General features: G+C 56.6%; 16 protein-coding genes. 2 read left to right on the forward strand and 14 right to left on the reverse strand.

The window, feature by feature from the left end:
* Positions 1–214: S16 family serine protease (locus ACESMK_RS17135; protein ID WP_373001351.1), on the forward strand; the 214-nt coding region annotated here is incomplete at its 5' end.
* A gap of 172 nt (positions 215–386) precedes the next feature.
* On the opposite strand, the gene ACESMK_RS17140 is transcribed toward ACESMK_RS17135, so the two are convergent.
* The 12 genes from ACESMK_RS17140 to ACESMK_RS17195 form a co-directional block, all read right to left on the reverse strand.
* A complete protein-coding gene (locus tag ACESMK_RS17140) occupies positions 387–755 on the reverse strand; it encodes a PilZ domain-containing protein (protein WP_373001353.1) in 369 nt (122 codons plus the stop codon).
* Between the two features lie 399 nt (positions 756–1,154).
* Positions 1,155–2,219 carry a uroporphyrinogen decarboxylase gene (hemE, locus tag ACESMK_RS17145; RefSeq protein WP_104323170.1) on the reverse strand — a complete coding sequence of 355 codons (1,065 nt, stop codon included), beginning with the start codon at positions 2,217–2,219 and terminating at the stop codon, positions 1,155–1,157.
* Positions 2,220–2,346: 127 nt separating this feature from the next.
* Positions 2,347–3,765 carry an FAD-dependent oxidoreductase gene (locus tag ACESMK_RS17150; RefSeq protein ID WP_373001355.1) on the reverse strand — a complete coding sequence of 473 codons (1,419 nt, stop codon included), beginning with the start codon at positions 3,763–3,765 and terminating at the stop codon, positions 2,347–2,349.
* A gap of 72 nt (positions 3,766–3,837) precedes the next feature.
* Positions 3,838–8,286, reverse strand: coding sequence for a glutamate synthase large subunit (gltB, locus tag ACESMK_RS17155; protein ID WP_373001357.1), 4,449 nt, complete (start codon positions 8,284–8,286; stop codon positions 3,838–3,840).
* Positions 8,287–8,498: 212 nt separating this feature from the next.
* The gene (locus ACESMK_RS17160; protein ID WP_373001359.1) at positions 8,499–9,932 is read right to left on the reverse strand and encodes an AAA family ATPase; all 1,434 of its coding nucleotides are present in this window, start codon (positions 9,930–9,932) and stop codon (positions 8,499–8,501) included.
* Between the two features lie 55 nt (positions 9,933–9,987).
* Positions 9,988–11,082 (reverse strand): 3-dehydroquinate synthase, encoded by a 1,095-nt coding sequence (gene aroB / locus ACESMK_RS17165; protein WP_373001361.1) that lies wholly within the window; start codon positions 11,080–11,082, stop codon positions 9,988–9,990.
* Positions 11,075–11,641: a shikimate kinase AroK gene (gene aroK / locus ACESMK_RS17170; protein ID WP_373001363.1), complete on the reverse strand. Its 567-nt coding sequence runs from the start codon at positions 11,639–11,641 to the stop codon at positions 11,075–11,077. The genes aroB and aroK overlap by 8 nt, the downstream gene beginning before the upstream one ends.
* A gap of 138 nt (positions 11,642–11,779) precedes the next feature.
* The gene (gene pilQ / locus ACESMK_RS17175) at positions 11,780–13,849 is read right to left on the reverse strand and encodes a type IV pilus secretin PilQ (protein WP_373001365.1); all 2,070 of its coding nucleotides are present in this window, start codon (positions 13,847–13,849) and stop codon (positions 11,780–11,782) included.
* 65 nt (positions 13,850–13,914) lie between these two features.
* A complete protein-coding gene (locus ACESMK_RS17180) occupies positions 13,915–14,463 on the reverse strand; it encodes a pilus assembly protein PilP (RefSeq protein WP_373001367.1) in 549 nt (182 codons plus the stop codon).
* Between the two features lie 2 nt (positions 14,464–14,465).
* Positions 14,466–15,077 carry a type 4a pilus biogenesis protein PilO gene (locus ACESMK_RS17185; protein WP_373001369.1) on the reverse strand — a complete coding sequence of 204 codons (612 nt, stop codon included), beginning with the start codon at positions 15,075–15,077 and terminating at the stop codon, positions 14,466–14,468.
* Positions 15,077–15,640, reverse strand: a complete 564-nt coding sequence (locus ACESMK_RS17190; RefSeq protein ID WP_373001371.1) for a PilN domain-containing protein — start codon at positions 15,638–15,640, stop codon at positions 15,077–15,079. Before ACESMK_RS17190 ends, ACESMK_RS17185 begins: the two co-directional genes overlap by 1 nt.
* Positions 15,640–16,704 (reverse strand): pilus assembly protein PilM, encoded by a 1,065-nt coding sequence (locus tag ACESMK_RS17195; RefSeq protein WP_373001373.1) that lies wholly within the window; start codon positions 16,702–16,704, stop codon positions 15,640–15,642. The genes ACESMK_RS17190 and ACESMK_RS17195 overlap by 1 nt, the downstream gene beginning before the upstream one ends.
* Positions 16,705–16,899: 195 nt before the next feature.
* Here ACESMK_RS17195 and ACESMK_RS17200 point away from each other — a divergent pair, with 195 nt between their 5' ends.
* Positions 16,900–19,428: a penicillin-binding protein 1A gene (locus ACESMK_RS17200; RefSeq protein WP_373001375.1), complete on the forward strand. Its 2,529-nt coding sequence runs from the start codon at positions 16,900–16,902 to the stop codon at positions 19,426–19,428.
* A 69-nt stretch (positions 19,429–19,497) separates the two neighbouring features.
* Here the strand turns inward: ACESMK_RS17200 and ACESMK_RS17205 are convergent, their stop codons facing one another.
* A complete protein-coding gene (locus ACESMK_RS17205) occupies positions 19,498–20,763 on the reverse strand; it encodes a malic enzyme-like NAD(P)-binding protein (protein ID WP_296933446.1) in 1,266 nt (421 codons plus the stop codon).
* A 227-nt stretch (positions 20,764–20,990) separates the two neighbouring features.
* Positions 20,991–21,212 (reverse strand): 50S ribosomal protein L31, encoded by a 222-nt coding sequence (rpmE, locus tag ACESMK_RS17210; protein WP_373001377.1) that lies wholly within the window; start codon positions 21,210–21,212, stop codon positions 20,991–20,993.
* Between the last annotated feature and the right edge of the window lie 14 nt (positions 21,213–21,226).

A 21,226-nucleotide genomic window follows, 5' to 3' on the forward strand; every position in this document is an offset into this window, starting at 1 on the left:
GCCCCAGGACCTGGTGATCTTCGGCGAAGTCGGCCTCTCCGGCGAGATCCGCCCGGTACCCAGCGGCCAGGAACGAATCTACGAAGCCGCCAAGCACGGCTTTACCCGGGCCCTGGTGCCAAAATCCAATGCCCCAAGGAAGGCCATCGACGGCATGAAGGTAATTCCGGTGACCAAATTGAGTGATGCGCTTACGGCCCTCGAAGAACTCTAGACCTGAATTTTCTGAAGTTATAGGCCAGTTTGGGAGTTAACGGCTAGACTGCTTACTGCAGTGCAGGACTCCGACTTTTAAAACTCTAGAAGACGGATTCCGGAAGGCGAAAACTGGTAACAGCCAGCCAAGGAGGTCGGATTAGGCAAAGCCGTAATCCGACAAAACCTGCCTAATCAATAAGATGCGCAAACTCCCTCTCCAGAAGAGCTTGATCACCAAGATTAAGTTCAACCAGACGTTTCAGATGAGTGGCACTGTCGAGGTCAATGTATTGGCACTTAAACCCCAACCGGTGGGGCTCTATATGACGAAGCTCCACCGCCATCACAATGGCTGCCTCATGATCATTCAGGTGAATAATCACTTCGCAGGGCTGCTTCAACGGTACGTCCCACCCTTCCGGACGCTTTACCAGAACGCCTTTCAAGGAAATATCCAGCACCTCGGTCTTCCAGACAGACTCCTGGCAGTGAAGCTCGCAGGGCGCGTCGAATTCGATCCGGTGGAACCGGCGTTTTTCGGGGGTCTTGGTGGGCAACGGGTTACTCCTGTTTACCGGTCTTGTTTTATCTGACTATAGACCGGACAGGAGGTTGCATCCAGAGGAGTTTTTGAGGGGAGCTCGGTTGTCGGATTACGGCGCGCGTTACGCGCCTAATCCGACCTACGGGACTCTCAAAAGGATATATCTCTGAGGTAAGACTCGGGCCGTGGTGGGGCCCTTTCCAAAAATGTCGGAGGCCAAGGATGGCCGAGGACAAGCGCACATGGGTGAGGCCGAGCGTTTATGAAGCGAAGCTTCATGCGACAGCCGAACGACAGCAATCTGTGATTGCTGGCTGGACCCCGGAGGGGTGCTCGTAGCGGTTTTTGGAAAGGGCCCCATCACGGTCCAGCCAACATGATCAGCAGGCTGGAAGAAAACGAACTCTAATACTCAGCGATGATACTCTGGACTGAGTTCAACCACTGCTTCAATGAATGCCTTGGCGTGCTCAGGATCCACATCCGGCGTAATGCCGTGACCAAGGTTGAAGATATGGCCGGGGCCGGAACCAAAGCGCCGAAGGATATCGGCCACTTCCTGGCGAATCCGCTCGGGCGGTGCATACAGCATGGCCGGATCCATGTTCCCCTGGAGGGCGACCCGGTCGCCAATGCGGGCTCGGGCGTTGCCGATATCGGTGGTCCAGTCCAGGCCGACCGCATCCGCACCGGAATCGGCAATGGATTCCAGCCACTGACCGCCGTTTTTGGTGAACAGAATCACCGGTACCCGGCGACCGTCGCTCTCGCGAATAAGGCCATCGACGATTTTCTTCATGTAGCGAAGCGAGAACTCTTCATAGGCCCAACTGCTCAGCACACCACCCCAGGTATCAAAAATCTGCACGGCCTGGGCACCGGCTTTGATCTGGCCGTTGAGGTAGTCAATAACCGCATCCGCCAGATGGTCCAGCAACCGATGCATAACCTCGGGCTGGCCGTACATGAGTTTCTTCGCCTCCCTGAAATCCTTGGAAGAGCCGCCTTCAATCATATAGGTGGCGAGAGTCCATGGGCTGCCGGAAAAGCCGATCAGGGGAACGCTGCCGTTCAGAGCACCGCGGATGGTAGACACCGCGTTCATGACGTAATCCAGATCCACTTCCGCGTTGATCTTCGGCAGAGCAGCAACATCGGCCTCGGAGCGGATCGTGTTCCGGAATTTCGGACCCTCACCCGTTTCGAAGTACAGGCCGAGACCCAGAGCATCCGGAATGGTCAGGATGTCCGAGAACAGGATGGCCGCATCCAGCGGGAAGCGCTCCAGGGGTTGCAGCGTCACTTCGCAGGCCAACGGGGTGTTCTTGCACAAGCTGAGAAAATCCCCGGCCTTCGCCCTTGTCGCACGGTATTCCGGCAGGTAACGCCCCGCCTGTCGCATCATCCAGACCGGGGTGCGGTCCACGGGCTGGCGCATCAGGGCGCGGAGGAAACGATCATTCTTCAGCTCGGTCATAGGAAATCCAGCGTGTTCTGTACAAAGGGGAAAATTGGATGGGGAGCCATAATACCCGGTTTGCGGGAATAAAAAAGGGCGGCTTTCCCTTAGGAAACCGCCCTTCTGATCAGGATCAATCCAGCAATCAGATATCCAGGTAATCCATGATACCTTCGGCGGCCTGACGGCCCTCCCAGATAGCCGTTACGACAAGATCCGAGCCGCGGACCATGTCACCGCCCGCGAAGATTTTCTCGTTGCTGGTCTGGAAAGCAAACTCGGCCTCTTCCGGCGCTGTTACCCGGCCCGAGTCGTCAGTATTCACTTTCAGCTCGTCGAACCAGTCAGCCGGACTCGGACGGAAACCGAACGCCACCAGCACCGCATCGGCAGGAATGACTTCCTCACTGCCCGGAACCACTTCGGGGCGGCGACGGCCGTTTTCATCAGGCTCGCCCAGGCGTGTCTGAACCACTTTCACACCTTCAACCCGATCTTCGCCAATGATGGCAATGGGCTGACGGTTGAAGAGGAACTTGACGCCCTCTTCCTTGGCGTTGGCCACTTCACGACGGGAACCCGGCATGTTGGCCTCATCCCGGCGGTAGGCACAGGTAACGCTCTCGGCCTGCTGACGGATCGAGGTGCGGTTGCAGTCCATGGCGGTATCACCGCCACCGAGAACAACAACCCGCTTGCCCTTCATGTCAATGAAGTCTGCTTCGTCTTTCTCGAAACCCAGACGGCGGTTGACGTTGGAGACCAGGAACGGCAGAGCGTCGTAGACGCCAGGCAGGTTCTCACCCGGGAAACCGCCCTTCATGTAGGTGTAGGTGCCCATGCCCATGAAGACGGCATCGTATTCGTCAATGATGTCCTGCAGCTGAACGTCCTTGCCCACCTCGGTGGACAGGCGGAATTCCACGCCCATTTCCTCGAACACCTTGCGGCGACGGGTCATGACGGATTTTTCCAGCTTGAACTCTGGAATACCGAAGGTCAGCAGACCGCCGATTTCCGGATAGATATCGAATACAACCGGCTTGACGCCATTGCGAACCAGAACGTCCGCGCATCCGAGACCGGCAGGGCCGGCGCCGATAACCGCAACCTTCTTGTCTGTCCACTTCACGGCGGACATATCCGGCTTCCAGCCCAGGGCAAAGGCGGTGTCGGTGATGTACTTCTCGACAGAGCCGATGGTGACTGCACCATAGCCGTCGTTCAGTGTACAGGCACCCTCACACAGGCGATCCTGCGGGCAGACCCGGCCGCAGACCTCCGGAAGGGAGTTGGTCTGGTGGCACAACTCAACGGCCCGCATGATGTTGCCCTCGGAAACCAGCTTGAGCCAGTTCGGGATGTAGTTGTGAACCGGGCACTTCCACTCGCAATACGGATTACCACACTCAAGACAGCGGTGGGACTGGGACGCCGCGTTATCCGCCGTGAAGGGGTGGTAGATTTCACCAAACTCTTTCTTCCGCTTCTTGGCCGGGACCTTCTTCGGGTCAATCCGTCCAACCTCGACAAACTGGAAGTCGTTACTCAGTCGTTCTTTCATCAGGATGCTCTCATCAACTCAATTTCGACAAGGGCGACAGCAAGGCTGCACGCCCCAAACCTTCCCAGCGTCTTATTCCGGACGCGCCCGGGTGCTGGCCAGCAGACTGCGCAGGTTGGCAGCCTTGGGTTTCACCAGCCAGAAACGGCCGATGTAGTCGTCGAAATTCTCAAGAATGTGCTCAGCCCACTCACTGCCGGTTTCCGAGATGTGCTCACGGATGACGCCACGCAGGTGATTTCGGTAAGACTCCATGTCTTCGCTGGAAATCCGCTGGATCTCGACCAGCTCGTGGTTGTATTTGTCCACGAAGGTGTTGTTGAGATCCATCACATAGGCAAAGCCACCGGTCATACCAGCACCGAAATTGTGCCCGGTTGAGCCAAGTACGGTCACCAGACCACCTGTCATGTACTCACAGCAGTGATCCCCAGCGCCTTCCACAACCGCATGGGCGCCGGAGTTACGAACCGCGAAGCGCTCGCCGGCGGTTCCAGCGGCAAAGAGCTTGCCGCCAGTGGCACCGTACAGGCAGGTGTTACCGACGATGGAAGTTTCCTGGGTCTTGAAGGCACTGCCGCGGGGCGGCTTCACCACCAGCTTGCCGCCGGTCATGCCTTTGCCCACGTAGTCGTTGGCGTCACCCTCCAGAATCAGGTTGAGACCACCTACGTTCCAGACACCAAAACTCTGGCCGGCTGTGCCGGTGAGATCCAGCGTGATAGGGGCATCGACCATCCCCTGATTGCCGTGCAGCTGGGCGATTTCACCGGACAGACGCGCGCCAATGGAGCGATCACAGTTGGTTACCCGGTAGGACCAGGCACCACCACTCTTCTCCTTGATAGCCGCAGCGGTATCCTGAACCATCTGCTCCGCAAGCTTACCCTCATCGAATGGATGGTTCCGCTCAACCTGGCAGGTCTGCGGTTTATCCGCCGAAATATGGTCGTTGGACAGCAGGCGACTGAGATCCAGCTTCTTCTGGCGCTCGGTATCACCCGGCAAGCGCTCCAGCAGATCAACCCGCCCGACCAGTTCCTCAAGGCTGCGCACACCCAGCTTTGCCATCCACTCACGGGTTTCCTCAGCCACAAAGCGGAAGAAATTCATGGCCATTTCCACCGTGCCCTTGAAGTGCTCTTCACGCAGGTGATCGTTCTGGGTTGCCACACCGGTCGCGCAGTTATTCAGGTGGCAGATACGGAGGTATTTACAGCCCAGAGCCACCATCGGCGTGGTACCGAAACCAAAACTCTCGGCACCCAGGATCGCGCCTTTCACCACATCCAGACCGGTCTTGATGCCGCCATCCGTCTGCAGGCGGATCTTGCCCCGCAGATCGTTGGCACGCAGCGCTTGCTGGGTTTCCGTCAGACCGAGCTCCCACGGGGAACCGGCATAGCGGATGGACGTCAGCGGGCTTGCAGCGGTGCCGCCATCGTAACCTGAAACGGTGATCAGGTCGGCGTAGGCCTTGGCAACACCCGCCGCAATCGTGCCGACACCAGGCTCGGAGACCAGCTTCACAGACACCAGGGCCTGGGGGTTGACCTGTTTAAGGTCGAAAATCAGCTGGGCCAAGTCCTCGATAGAGTAGATATCATGGTGCGGCGGCGGTGAAATCAGCGTCACGCCGGGCACCGAGTAACGCAGGCGCGCAATCAGATCGTTGACCTTACCACCCGGCAACTGGCCGCCTTCGCCAGGCTTGGCGCCCTGGGCTACCTTGATCTGCATGACATCGGCGCTACGCAGATATTCCGCAGTAACCCCGAAACGCCCGGAAGCCACTTGCTTGATCTTGGACCGCTTCTCCGTGCCGTAGCGAGCCGGATCTTCACCACCCTCGCCTGAGTTCGAGCGCCCACCCAGGGTATTCATAGCAACTGCCAGAGCCTCGTGGGCCTCGGGGGACAACGCACCCAGGGACATGGCCGCGGAATCAAAGCGCGGAAAGATATTCTCTACAGGCTCAACCTCGGAAAGGTCGATCGGTTTCAGATCCTGGCGGAAGCCCAGCAGGTCCCGCAGGGTCGCTACCGGACGTTCATTGACCAGACCGGCATATTCCTTGTAATGACCGTAGTCGCCACTGGTTACTGCTTCCTGAAGCTTGCCGACCACATCCGGATTGAAGGCGTGGTACTCCTGACCGTGGACATACTTCAGTAAACCACCCTGAATAATCGGCTTGCGCGGCTTCCAGGCAACGGAAGCCAGTTGCTCCTGGTCCTGCTGGAAGTCATAGAAGCTCGCACCCTGGATACGACTTGGAACACCCTTGAAACATAGCTCGACCACTTCATCAGCCAGGCCGATCGCCTCAAACAACTGGGCGCCACGGTAGGAAGTGATGGTCGAGATACCCATCTTTGAGAGAATCTTCAGCAGTCCCTTGTTAATTCCCTTCCGGTAATTGTTCTTCGCATCGATCGGATCCATCAGCAGCTCGCCGGTGCGGATCAGATCGTTAAGGACCTGGTAGGCAAGGTACGGATATACCGCCGTGGCACCGAAACCGAAGAGCACGGCAAAGTGATGGGGATCCCGGGCCCAGCCGGTTTCCACAATGATGTTGGAATCGCAGCGCAGACCTTTCTGGACCAGATGGTGGTGAACCGCACCGGTTGCCATCAGGGCGTTGACCGGCAGCTCCCCTTCCTTGAGATCCTTATCGGTCAGAACCAGCAAGACCTTGCCATCACGCACCGCCTGCTCCGCTTCCTCGCAGACTTGGCGAATCGCTTGCTCAAGACCCTGCTCAGGGCGGTAGCTCATGGAGATTCGCGCCACCTCAAATCCGGGCCGGTCATTGTTGCTGATCTTGAGGAACTTGGCCGGCGACAGAACCGGTGTCGTGAGGATAATGCGGTCCGCGTGATCGGCAGTTTCCTCGAACACGTTGCGCTCGGCCCCCAGACAGGTCTCCAGGGACATGACAATCGCTTCACGCAGGGGGTCAATCGCCGGGTTGGTAACCTGGGCAAACTTCTGGCGGAAATAGTCCGCCACATGTCGCACCTTGCTTGATAGCACGGCCATCGGGGTATCGTCACCCATGGAGCCGACCGCTTCCTGGCCGTTTTCGGCCAGCGGACGCAATACCTGATCACGCTCCTCGAAGGAGACCATGAACATCTTCTGGTGCACCAGAAGTTCGTCGGAATCCATCAACCTGAAATCCGGGGTATCCTGGTTCAGCGTGGTTTCCACACGGAGCGCGTTCTCTCGCAACCAACGCTTGTAGGGCTGGGCTGTCTTCAGACGCTGATCAATGTCCTTGGTATGCAGGACTTCACCGGATTCGGTATCGATAGCCAGCATCTGTCCCGGCCCGACACGGCCTTTGGCAACCACATCATCGGGCTGATAGCCGTAGGTGCCGATCTCCGACGCCAGGGTAATGAAGTCGTCCTTGGTGATGACCCACCGGGCGGGACGCAGACCGTTCCGGTCCAGCATACAAACGGCGTAACGACCGTCTGACATCACAAGGCCGGCGGGGCCGTCCCAGGGCTCCATGTGCATGGAGTTGTATTCGTAGAACGCCCGCAACTCCGAATCCATGCTGTCGACATTCTGCCAGGCCGGCGGGATCATCATGCGCACGGCACGGAAAAGGTCGACGCCACCGGCAAGCAGCACTTCCAGCATGTTGTCCATGCTCGAAGAATCGGAACCTGTGAGGTTCACCAGCGGCTGAAGGGTCTGCAGATCCGGAAGTTCCGGTGAACTGAACTTGGCAGCCCGGGCAATGGCCCAGTTGCGGTTGCCGTCGATGGTGTTTATCTCACCGTTATGGGCCAGATAACGGAACGGCTGGGCCAGCGGCCAGCGCGGCATGGTATTGGTGGAGAACCGCTGATGGAATACACAGATTGCGGTCTCTAGATCCGGATCACCCAGATCCTTGTAGAAGTTGGCAAGGTCCGCCGGCATCATCAGGCCTTTATAGGCCAGGGTCCGGTGCGACAGGCTGCAGATGTAAAACTCAGGATCGTCGGACATATCGCTTTCGGCATGCCGGCGACCTACGAACAGGCTGATCGCGAAATCACGCTCTGCCTTGCCACCAGGCACCACAAAAACCTGTTCAATACGAGGCAGGCAATCCAGGGCCATGGGCCCCAGACAGCTGTCGTCCACTGGCACTTCGCGCCAGCCGAGGATCTCCAGGCCCTGTTCGGTCAACCGCTTTTCGATGGCTGCCCGACCAGCAGAAGCCCTGGTTTCATCCGGGTTCAGGAACACCTGACCCACAGCAAAGAGGTCACCTGGCTCCTTACCAAAGGCGGCCTTGGCGGCTTTTTTCAGGAAGCCATCCGGGCTCTGGATCAGAAGGCCACAACCATCGCCGGTCTTACCGTCTGCAGCGATACCACCTCGGTGGGTCATGCAGGTCAGAGACTCGATGGCAGTTTGCAACAACTTGTGGCTGGCCTCGCCCTTCATATGGGCGATCAGACCGAATCCGCAGTTGTCCCTGAATTCATCGGGATGATACAAACCTGTCATCATAAGCGTTCTCTCGCGTAGAAATGCTTTTCAATCAAAGAGTTAATTGGCGCGCAGCCATACAACCACCCTTTGACACTGAAAATGGGGGCTGGCTATTTTACACACGTAGAAATACGTACTCAAATCGGCGTGGAGTTATTGTGGGATGCCGAAACGGCAATTACCAATCGACAAGGTTACGGAACAACAAGTTAGCGCCAGAAACAGCACCGCTACAAATTGTCGAACGGACGCACCCAGGGCGACCCCGAGGCCAGATCCTCTGGCAAATCGGACGCTGCAGCGTTCGCCGCCTCCCTGGTCGGGAATTCACCATAGAATACCATAAACCAGGGCTGCCCCTGCCTTTCCCCGCGGGTATACACAAGGTCGGCAAGCTCTGAATAGCTGGATACGACATTCAGTGCGGTCTGTTCCAGATTGCCGGCAACCAGCTGGATCGTCCAGCCATTGCGGGCCCGAAACTCGTCAATGGCCACAAAACGCCCTGGATTCGCCGGACTGAACTCTGGCTCTGGCTCTGGCTCTGGCTCTGGCTCTGGCTCTGGCTCTGGCTCTGGCTCTGGCTCTGGCTCTGGCTCTGGCTCTGGCTCTGGCTCTGGCTGGATAGCTTCTGGTTCCGTGGCCGGCCCTGTCAACAGAACTTCAGGAGGCTCATCGACGGGCTCATCAGGAGACGATGCGATGCTCTCGGTCTCAGGCCCGATGCTGACGCTCTTTCTTACCGGCTCCGGTGCGTTCGCAGCCTCGTCGGCAACTGATTCATCATACTGGCGAGAAACAAACCACCAGGAACCCGCAAGCAGGATCAAAGCCAGCCCTGGCCACAGAAACCGCTTCCACGGCAGGTCGCGTGAGCTGTTTGCACTCGGCGTAGCGACCATGTCCAGCCAGACCCCGGGCGTAACCCGCTTGAGCCTGGCAAAACTGCCCTGGCTCAGCGCATGAATTTTCGAAATCCTCGCCGGACTGAGAAGTTCGGCAGCCTTGCCGCCGGCCGCGTGAACCCTGGGCTCTAGGTAGCCAAGGATTTCATCTTTTGTGAGGGGGCGGAGGTGGATCTGATGAACAGTTGTGGAGGCATCTTCAAGTGCCAGCAGTTGCACCAGATTATCGGTTCCGGCAAACACCGGGACGGCTGAAGATCCACGCTCAGAAGCCAGGTAAGCGGACAGAATCAGTCGGAGCAACTCCACGGGTGCCCGATCAGCGTCGTCGATCAGCAATACCATTCGCTGGCCCTTTCGAACCCGGGATTCCGACCACCGGAAAAAACGATAAACCAGATCTCGTGGACTGTCGTCCGGGCCAAGACTGGAACGGGCAACTGATTTCAGATCACGGGCCAGGGCCTGCGTGCTGGTCAGGGCTGCGGCGGGTATCCGGTGAAAGTCGAGCCGGGACGACTCACTGCGGACCAACTCCGCCAGAATTCTTGTCTTACCCGCTCCCGTCGCACCAGTCAGTAAAAGCGCCATATCGCCAAAGCCACACAGATGACGCAACGCTTCGAGAGCGTGATGACGCATGGCATCCGGAAAAAACGGCGTCTCCATTTCCAGGGGATTAGCCCGAAGGCTATAGCGCTGCTGCAACCTTGGAAACAGGCCACCGCCATCAAGACTGTTCAAGCTTTCTTCAGTCACGGGTCTTCCTTGTCTGCTGGTCCGTTACCAAATCCTCAACGCCGCCGGGCTGGCATCATTTCGGGCTACAGAACCGGGCAAAGGTTAACGCCAGATTCTCCGGGCTTGCCTCTGCCGTTACGATGGCATCGCCAACCGAACGAAGCAGGACCAGCCTGAGCAATCCATCCACATTTTTCTTGTCAACCGCCATCAGGGTCATGAAATCATCGGCCGTCATGCCTGACGGGGGGGTGTCGGGCAATCCCGCACTCAGGATCAAACGATTTATCCGATCGCGATCGGCACGGCTGATCATCCCCTCAAGGGCAGACAGTTCGGCGGCCATAAGCATCCCGGTGCCCACGGCTTCCCCGTGGAGCCAGTTGCCGTAACCGGCATAGGTTTCAATGGCATGCCCAAAGGTATGTCCAAGATTCAGTATCGCTCTGAGGCCACCTTCACGCTCGTCGAGTGCAACAATCTCGGCCTTGCAGGCACATGATCGGAAAATGGCTTCTCCAAGCGCCTCCGGATCCAGCCTGACGAGAGCGTCCATATGCTCTTCAAGCCAGGCAAGAAACGCCTGGTCGCGAATCAGTCCATACTTGATAACTTCCGCCAGGCCCGCTGACACCTCGCGCGGGGGCAGGGTCTGCAAGCTTGAAGTGTCGATCAGAACCGCTTGCGGCTGATGGAAAGCACCAATCATGTTTTTCCCAAGGGGATGATTAATGCCGGTTTTACCACCTACCGATGAATCTACTTGGGATAACAGGGTCGTTGGAATCTGGATAAATGGCACGCCTCGCTGATAACAGGCTGCGGCAAAGCCCGCCATATCGCCAACAACACCGCCTCCCAGCGCAACCAGTGTCGTTTTCCGGGTATGGCGCTGCTCAAGGAGGCCGTCAAAAATCCTGTTGAGGGTTTCCCAGTCCTTGAATTTCTCGCCATCCGGAAGGACCACGGTATCAACCCGCTTTTGCGGGAAACACGCCTTTGCCCGCTCAAGATAGAGCGGTGCCACCGTCTCATTGGTTACGATCATGGCCTGATTGCCGCCCACAAACGGAGACAGATCCCGGGTTTCGAGAAGGTCCTGACCGATAAAAATGGGATAGCTGCGCTCACCGAGCTCGACGGTAAGTTCGCGAAACAGGTTAGACATGATTTCGACCTTCCTTCCGGATCTGCCTTTTCTGGCGGGGGGTTTTCGGATTCAGCCGGTTAACCAACTGGCGCACAACAAGCCTGGGACTTTTCCTGTCTGTGTACATAATGATGTCTGCCAGGCTCGAATACAGCGGATCGCGGATCGAGAAAAGTTTCCGCAAAACCGCCTCTGGATCGTCGTTCTGGAGCAGGGGCCGATTCCGGTCTTTGCGTGTTCGCTCTACCTGCTGCTCTATTGACGTTTTCAGATAGATGACCGTCGCATCCCTTTTCAGGATAGGGTGGTTCTCCTGACGCATGACTGCCCCACCTCCGGTGGCCAGCACCGTGCGGTCTTCATGAGACAACTCATCCAGCATGGCCGTTTCCCGCAAACGGAATCCTTCCTCCCCCTCAACATCAAAAATCCAGGGTATGTTGGCCCCGCAACGTTCTTCAATGATGCGATCAGAATCAAGAAAACGATAGCCGAGCTCTTTGGCGAGCATCCGGCCAATCGTGCTTTTTCCTGCTCCCATCGGGCCAACGAGGACAACGCGTTTCGGCAAAGACATAACTTCCGCTCAGTTCTGTTCAGGCGGGTGAGAATATCACAGGGCCGGAGATTGCATAAGTTCAGGACCCCAAACGGCGGTAACACAGACACAAAAAAGCCGCCGGTTCCAAGCGGCGGCTTTTCAAGACCCTCCCAATTACCGGATGAGATCGTTCTTGATGATCTTCGGCGTGATGAAGATCAACAGCTCACTGCGCTCATCGATATGCTCTGTACGCTTGAAGATACGGCCCAGGTAGGGAATGTCTCCAAGGAACGGGGTTTTAGTAGTCTGGGTGGCCACTTCAGACTGGAAAATACCGCCAAGGACCACTGTCTCACCATTGCCAACCAGAACCTGGGTAGTAACTTCGTTGGTATTGATGGATGGAATACCGGCAGTGACTTCGCCACGGGAATCCTGATTGACGACCAGGTCCATGATGATCTTGTCATCCGGTGTAATCTGCGGTGTTACCTCCAGGGAAAGCACAGCTTCCTTGAACGATACGGAAGTTGCACCACTTGAGGACGCTTCCTGATAGGGAATTTCCTCACCCGACTTGATCGATGCTGTCTGGCGATCGGCGGTAACCACGCGGGGCTGGGATACCACCTCGGCCTGACCATCACTCTCAAGGGCTGAAAGCTCAAGGTCTACCAGGAAGTCGTCACTACCCCAGCCGATGGCGAAGGAGGAGGCGCCGTCACCGCTTACCCCAAGGTCAACCGCAAGGGCGCCCGGGAATGAAGTTTCAAACGACCCGGGAGTGGCCGCGGAGTCCCTTGCATCCTGCACGCCGTCAAGGCCGCCACCGACTGAAAAGATGTTATCGCCGCTTATGTCATACGCGGCACCACCCCAGCGAACACCGAGATTCTCTGCCACGTTGGTCTGGGCACGCACAATGCGAGCCTCGATAGAAACCTGCCGCACCGGCACGTCCCATGTCGACACCAGGCGACGGATTTCATCAAGCTTCTCAGCAGTTTCACGCACACTGATAGTGTTGGTACGAACGTCAGAAGAAACAAAGCCGCGATCAGAAATCAGCTCTTCGTCTTCCTTGATCAAAGCCACGATGTCCGCCGCCTTGGCGTAATTAACCTGAACGATATCCAGGCGAACCGGCGCCAGCTCAGCAATTTGCTTGTTGGTCTCGAGCTCCAGTTTTTCCCGCGCGGCAATTTCATCCGCTGGAGCTACCAGCAACACGTTACCGATCTGACGCTTGTCGAGACCTTTAGTCTTCAGGATCAGATCCAGCGCCTGGTCCCAGGGAACATTTTGCAGGCGCAGGGTGATGCTGCCACCCACGGTGTCACTGGCAACGAGATTCAGGCCGGTGAAGTCGGCAATCAACTGCAGGACTGAACGAACCTCAATGTCCTGGAAGTTCAGAGACAGCTTGTCACCGGTATAAGGGAACTTCTCTTCCCGGCGGGATTCTGCTTCTTCCTGGGTCAACTCCTCGACGCTGACGGTAAACTGGCTGCCGGACTGATAGGCAATGTAGTCGTAGTTTCCTTCGGGGCTGATCTCGACCACGGCATTCCCGTCTTCAACAAACGTATCGATACGGGTCACCGGTGTGGCGAAATCTGTCACATCAAGCCGACGACGAAGATCGGAAGGCACCGAGATCCCATCCATCGTCAGGCGGATCTTTCCGGCCTGCTCGGACAGGTCCACCGGTGTGCTGGCGCTACCAAGATCAACAAGGACCCGGCCTTCCCCGTCCTTGCCGCGGCGGAAGTCTACTCCAGCCAGCGCATTGGCAGACCCGGCGCCCGAGGCGGAAGTGCTTTGAGAGGAAGAAGCCGGGGAGCTTGCTACCGTTCCGTCTGACTCTCCGCCGATTGTCATGACCAGAGAGTTACCGGAGCGAACCGTGTCGTAGGGAACCAGTTCGACCAGATTAAAAATCAGCCGGGTACGGTCCTTGGTTTCCACTACGGTCATACTCTGGGCGTTGCCAGAGCCCAGCGGGACACTTCGGCTGTCGAGGCCACTGGTCGTGTCCCGAAGGTCGACTGCAATTCGAGCCGGGCGCTCAATAGTGTAGCCAGAGGGCTCCGGCGGCGCCCCATCAAACTGCAAAGTGATTTCAAGCCGCTCGCCCGGTAGCGACGAAAACGACACGTCTTCCAGCGTGACCGCGTTGGCCAGGCCGGAGAACAACCCAAGAGCAATCACGCTGACGTATACATTGAGTTTTCTGAACATCGCTAGCCTCGACCCTAAACTTTTTTGTACGTGCATGGTTCTTTCAACTTTCATCCAGCCGCTCCTTAGCCTTCGCCCTCTTCCAGGGTCAGGGAGCGAGGACGCTCGACCCAGCCACCCCGGCCATTGGGAACGATTTCAATAAGCTCGATTCGGGTTTCACTGACGCCGACAATACGGCCGTAGTTCTGCCCCATGTAATTTCCGGTTTGGACCCGGTGAATTCCACCGTTATCGTCTTCAATAAGGGCAAACAGGCTGCCTGATGCGCCCTGAAGTGTACCCACCATCTGAAGCGACTTGAGATCAAAGTTTTCAAGGACCTCCCGGGGCCGATCCAGATCCGGCTCAACGTCACTGACCGGCTGCTCATCCACCATGGTCAACTGAACGTCGATAGGTGGTTCAAAAGGCGCCCGCCGATCGGCCGCAGAGTAGCTGAAAGCCTCGTAGGCCTTGAACTCGGGCAGGGGCTCAACGTATCCCCTCGGTTTCGCCCGCGTCTCGGCCATGAATTGATCAAGGTCTGAAAATCCGCCGCCCTGGGAACAGGCTGTCAGGAGAGACACCAGACAGACACCCAGCCAGGCCTTTACCGCATGCTTTCCTGTCATGCTCATTCTCCAGCCCGGTAGCGGTAAGTACGAGCCACGACCTGCATATCAAGCCGTTCTCCGTCTCCGCCAGTTGGTTTTATGGTCAGGTCATGCAGCGTGACAATCCGTGGCAGGCTCGCCACGCTACTGACAAAGGACGCCAGCTCATGATAGGAGCCGGACACCCGGATATTGATCGGAAGCTCGGAATAGAAATCCCGACGCCGTTCCGGCTGCAGCTTTACTTCCTGAAGTGCCAGGCCGCTACCCAGCGCGGTATTGGTAATATCTTCCAGCAAACCTGGCACTTCGGTCTCGCTGGGCAGCTGCCTCACCAAAGCTCCGAAGGTTTCTTCCATTTCTGCCATCTGGGCCTTGAAGACCTCGAGGTTAGCTACCTGATACGCTTTCTCTTCGTACTTCTTGCGAAGGTCCTGTTCAGTCTGCTCAACGCGTTCAAGCTGTGCATACTGATCCTTGATAAAGAACCAGTACCCGCCCCCGGCAATTAACCCGAAAATAATCAGAACCACGATGGCCTTGACCGGAGCGGGCCAGATACCGGCGTTGTTAACGTCGAGATCGTTGATATCGAATTCGTTAAGGCTTTTGAGAGAGTCCGCGAGGCTCATTACTTATCCTCCCCTTCGGGCTCGGGCGTTTTTTGTTGTACCGACAGGTTGAACTGACTGTAACCGGCCCGGCGGCTGTCGGCGGCAGAGACGTTCGAAAGGTTCGGATTCGTGAACCAGTCGGACTCCTCGAACTGACGCATCAGCGTGGAAACTCGGCTGTTAGATTCGGCCATTCCGACGATATCGACACGATCACCGGTGCGTTTCAGATCCGTATAGAAGAGACCATCCGGCAAAGTTCTCACCAGCTCATCAAAGACCCGAACAATGACCGGACGCTTGCCCTGCAAGTCCTGGATGACCTGCATCCTGGCAAGCAATTCATCACGCTTGCGCTTGAGGTTCTCGATCTCCTTGATCTGCTGATCCAACTTCTTGGTGGCCGTCTCAATATAGGCGTTCCGCGACTGCTGATAAGCGATACGGCTGTCCATGTCGGATTTCCAGAGGAAGACCAGTCCGCCAGCAATGATCGCTGCTCCCAGAATCATGACCACGAACTGCTTCTGCTTCTCGGCACGAAGCTCCTCGCGCCAGGGTCGAAGGTTAATTTTTGCCATCAGTCGAAGCTCCTCATTGCCAGGCCGCAGGCAATCATCAGAGAAGGAGCATCATTACTCAGTGCTGATGCATTGACCCGGGACCCTACAGCCATATCTGCAAACGGGTTTGCAACCAGCGTCGGCGTTCCTGTTTTTTCTTCGACCATCTCCGTCAGCCCCTGTATCGAGGCAGTACCGCCTGCCAGAACCACATAGTCGACAGCATTGTACTGACTGGCACCGAAGAAGAACTGAAGCGCTCTGGCCACCTGCTGCACAACAGCTTCGCGAAACGGGGTCAGCACTTCAGATTCATAATCGTCAGGCAGGCCGCCCTGTTTCTTGGCGAGACCGGCCTCTTCGAGGGACAGGCCGTAACGACGCTGGATTTCCTCGGTCAGCTGTTTGCCGCCGAAAATCTGCTCGCGGGTGTAAACGGTCTTGCCACCGGCCAGAACACTCAGGGTCGTCATGGTCGCGCCGATGTCGACGATGGCCACCACCAACTCTTCTCCCTGGGAGTCGAGTTGCGGCTCGATCAGCGCATAGGCACGCTCCAGAGCATAGGCTTCGACATCCACCACCTTGGTGGTCAGCGAGGCAATCTCGAGCGCGTCTTCACGTATGTCGACATTTTCTTTTCGGCAAGCCGCCAGAAGAACGTCCACCTGGTCGGGATTGGTTTCAGAGGGACCCTGAACCTCAAAATCGATAGCAACTTCGTCCAACGGATAGGGAATGTACTGATCTGCCTCCAGGGCAATCTGATCTTCCATCTCGAATTCGTTGAGGCCGCCATCCATCTGAATGACCTTGGTAATAACAGCAGATCCGGAGACCGCCACCGCTACCTGCTTGACGCCGGTGCGGGACTTGGAGGCCACGCGCTTGAGCACTTCACCCACCGCCTCGACATCCGTGATGTTCTTCTCAACCACAGCATTGGCCGGTAATGGCTCCACCGCGTAGCTTTCGACCTTATAGCGATCGCCCTGCTTCGACAGCTCCAGAAGTTTGACCGAGCTGGAGCTTATATCCACGCCCAGCACTGCACTGGATTTCTTTCCTAACAATCCGAACACGCGCTCACCCTATACCTGGTTAGATGCACCCGGTTACGTAACTTATGTGTTTTTTATTTAAGAGAATTTCTTCAGTATTCCGTCTACAATGCGTGTTCTTCTTTAATTGAGAACCATTGCAACGGTGAAGCGACTCATCCTTCCTAAAGCAATTTCTCAAATGATAGACCTATATCCAACAGTTGTCAGAAAAAAATGTCTCATTTGTTGCGCACATCTCGCCTTTTTGCCTGGTTGTTTCTTACCGGACTGAGTGTCGCCGTTATCGTAACCTCAGGCTTCTATCTCTACCTTCGCCCTGGCCTTCCGCCTGTACATCAGCTTCTGGACATCAAGCTGCAGACACCATTACGGGTCTATAGCAAAGACAACAGATTAATAGCAGAATTCGGTGAAAAGAGAAGGGCACCCATCACAATCGAACAGATCCCAACAATTCAGTTACAAGCCTTTATGGCCGCTGAAGATGCCCGCTTCTACGAGCACTTCGGGGTCGACATCAAAGGCCTGGCGCGGGCTGCCATCGAACTGATCTCAACCGGCGAGATACAGTCCGGGGGCAGTACCATCACCATGCAGGTTGCAAAAAATTACTTTTTGTCACGCGACAGGACCTTTATCCGGAAGTTCAACGAGATACTTCTGGCTCTTCAGATAGAACGTGAACTGGACAAAAACCGCATCCTGGAGCTTTATCTCAACAAGATTTACCTCGGCAACCGGGCTTACGGAATTGCCGCCGCCGCGCAGGTCTATTACAACAAACCGGTCTCGGAACTTTCGCTGGCCCAGATGGCCATGCTGGCAGGACTTCCCAAAGCCCCCTCAGCCTACAATCCGCTGGCCAACCCGAACCGGGCGATGATCCGCCGAAACTGGATCCTCGGGCGAATGCAGGATCTGGGCTATATAACCCAGGACGCCTACGAACTTGCGGTTTCCGCCCCCCTTACCGCCAGCTACAACAGTACCGAAACAGAAGTTGACGCCGACTACGTTGCGGAAATGGCACGCTCCGAGATGGTGAGAGGCTTTGGCGAAGAAGCCTATACCGACGGGTACAGCGTCACCCTGACCGTTGACAGCGAAAAACAGCAGGTTGCCACCGACGCATTGAGAGCCGGCCTTGAAGCCTATGACAGACGCCACGGCTTTCGGGGCGCGATCGGGCAGATTGACCCGGAGACGCTGGCCAACGGCGACTTGTCCAACCTCATTCTGAACTATCCCCGGATCGAGTCGTTGCTGCCCGCCATCGTTACAGGCATTGATGACGAATCCGGTGAAGTCGAGACTTATGTCCGTCGCATCGGCCAGGCGATCATGCCCTTCGAAACCATGACCTGGGCAAGACGGTACAAAACCGAAAACCTCGTCGGCCCGGAACCGGAGAAACCTTCCGATGTCGTCGCCCCCGGCGATGTCGTTTATGTCCGGGTTGAAAAACCTGAACACATCGCCCTTGAGCCCGAATCTGACGAGGCGGATTCCGACACAGGTGCGATAGAACAACTCGGGCCGCTAACGGTGTCACTGGCACAGATTCCGAGGGCCGAAGGTGCTCTGATCTCACTTGAGGCAAAAACCGGAGCCATTGAGGCCTTGAGCGGCGGATACAGCTTCGGTCAAAGCAAGTATAACCGGGCGCTCCAGGCACGAAGACAGCCGGGCTCAACCTTCAAGCCCTTCCTTTACCTGAGCGCGCTGGAAAACGGAATGACACCCGCGACCATCTATAACGATGCGCCCATCGTGTTCGACGACTCCGAACTGGAGACCTCCTGGCGCCCCCAGAACTCATCCGGACAGTTCTACGGCCCGACCCGCCTTCGAGAAGCACTCTATCGCTCGCGGAATCTTGTTTCGGTCCGACTGCTTCGGGACCTGGGCATCAAGAAAACTATTGATTACCTGGCACAACTGGAAATCCCGGTCGATAACATGCCTGACGACCTGTCGCTGTCACTCGGCAGCGGCCAACTCACCCCCATGGAACTGGCCAGAGCCATGGCAGTTATCGCTAACGGTGGCTATGACGTTGAACCCTACCTGATCGAGAGCATCAGCGATTCCAGAGGGGACACCGTCTACCAGGCTCCGGAAACCATCCTGTGCGACGAAAACTGCCAGGAAGTCACAGAACTGGCGACATCAGGCGTTGAAAAAAGCGATTCAGATTCGGATGCAGAAGCGTCAACAGACGATGAAACATCGCCAGAAATCCGCGTCATGCGCAGACTCGCAGACGAACGCGCCGTGTTCATCCTTCACTCTATGATGCAGGACGTAATTCGCCTCGGCACCGGTCGAAGGGCGCTAGCTCTCGGGCGAGATGACATTGCCGGCAAAACCGGAACCACCAACGAGCAGAAGGACACTTGGTTCGCGGGCTTCAACCACGAACTGGCCACCACCACCTGGGTCGGCTTTGATCAGCCCGCACCTCTCGGCAGACGCGAGTTTGGCGCCAGCACCGCCCTACCGATCTGGCTGGACTACATGAAAGTGGCTCTTGAAGGAAGACCATCTTCTCTCATGCCCAGACCCAACGGCATCGTAAACATCCGCATAAACCCGGAAACCGGGCAGCGGGCGAGACCCGGCGAAGACGGAGTCTTTGAAGTATTCCGCGAGGAAGACGCACCACCACCTCTGACGTCAGAAAGCGAGAACGACGCAAACGGCGGGTCCGAGGATGATGATCTTTCACGCAGGATCTTCTGAGACGCCAGACGGCAGACACAAAAAAACCGGCGGGATCACCGCCGGTTTTTTTTCGCCCTGAACGACAGATCAGATAATGTCATCCATGGACTTGAGCGGGTAGTGCGCCGGGTATGAATTACGGGCAACCCCGGAATCCACGGCAGCACGTGCAACCGCTGCAGGAACCACCTCAAGCAGGCGAACGTCCATCGGCTTGGGAATGATGTATTCCTTACCGAACTCAAAGCTATCTACACCATAAGCCTCACAGATTTCCTGCGGCACAGGCTCCTTGGCCAGCTCACGGATTGCATTGACGGCAGCGACTTTCATTTCCTCGTTGATCGCGGTGGCACGAACGTCCAACGCTCCACGGAAAATAAAGGGGAAGCCCAACACATTGTTGACCTGGTTCGGATAATCAGAGCGGCCGGTGGCCATGATCAGATCATCGCGGGTTGCCAAGGCCACTTCCGGACTGATTTCCGGATCCGGGTTGGAGCAGGCGAAAACGATGGGCTTCGGTGCCATTTTCTTGAGCTGGTCCGCAGTCAGCAGATCCGGACCGGACAGACCCAGGAATACGTCAGCGCCATCAATAGCGTCGTCAAGAGTACGCTTGTCGGTGTCATTGGCGAACATCGCCTTGTACTGATTCAGGTCATCACGACCAGAGTGGATCACACCCTTGCGGTCGAGCATGAAGATGTTCTCAGAGCGAATGCCGCAGCTGATCAGCAGCTTCATGCAGGCAATAGCGGCTGCACCGGCCCCCAGACAGACCACCTTCGCCTCTTCAATCTTCTTACCCTGCAGCTCAAGAGCATTGATCATGCCGGCTGCAGTTACAATCGCAGTACCGTGCTGGTCATCATGGAAGATGGGCACGCTGCACTTTTCGATCAGAGCGCGCTCAATCTCAAAGCACTCAGGCGCCTTGATATCTTCCAGGTTGATACCACCGAAGGTGTCTGCGATACGCTCAACTGTTTCAATAAACGCCTGCGGGCTTTCGGAATTGACTTCGATGTCGAAGACATCAATTCCGGCAAAGCGCTTGAACAGTACGCCCTTGCCTTCCATAACCGGCTTGCTTGCCAGCGGACCCAGGTTACCCAGACCAAGAATCGCGGAACCATCAGAGATAACAGCCACCAGGTTGCCCTTGGCGGTGTATTTGTATGCGTTCTCCGGGTCCTTTGCGATCTCGCGGACCGGTTCGGCAACCCCGGGGCTATACGCCAGGGAAAGGTCGCGGGAAGTCTTGGTTGGCTTGGTGATTTCTACACTCAGCTTACCAGGCCGCGGCTTGGCGTGATATTCAAGGGCTGCTTCTTTCAGATCTTGAGACATTGCCACTGTTCCGTTTGTCACGTTTAAAGGTAATGAACCGCCGGAGCTAGGGAGGCTCCCTAGCCAGCGGAGCGCGCCATTATGGCCCGCCAGACCCGAAACGACAAGTGGCCCATGAACATTTTGTGAACAGTCAATAGTGCTAATTGCGTATGTACTCTTTGAATACATACTCATTTCCGGGCACAAAAAAAGCGCCCGAAGGCGCTTTTCCCAATCCACAGCGATCAGTCTTTCTTGGCGCCGATGCGACCACCGAAACGCTTCTGGAAACGGTCGATGCGACCACCGGTATCCATAACCTTCTGCTTGCCGGTATAGAACGGGTGGCACTGGGAGCACACATCCAGCTGCAGATCATGGGTGTAGGTAGAGCGGGTCTTGAAAGAATTGCCGCAGGAGCAGGTTGCGGTTATTTCTTCGTACTTGGGGTGGATACCTTCTTTCATGGCGAACCTCGTTG

Source organism: Marinobacter sp., assembly GCF_041687235.1.
Taxonomy (GTDB): Bacteria; Pseudomonadota; Gammaproteobacteria; order Pseudomonadales; family Oleiphilaceae; genus Marinobacter.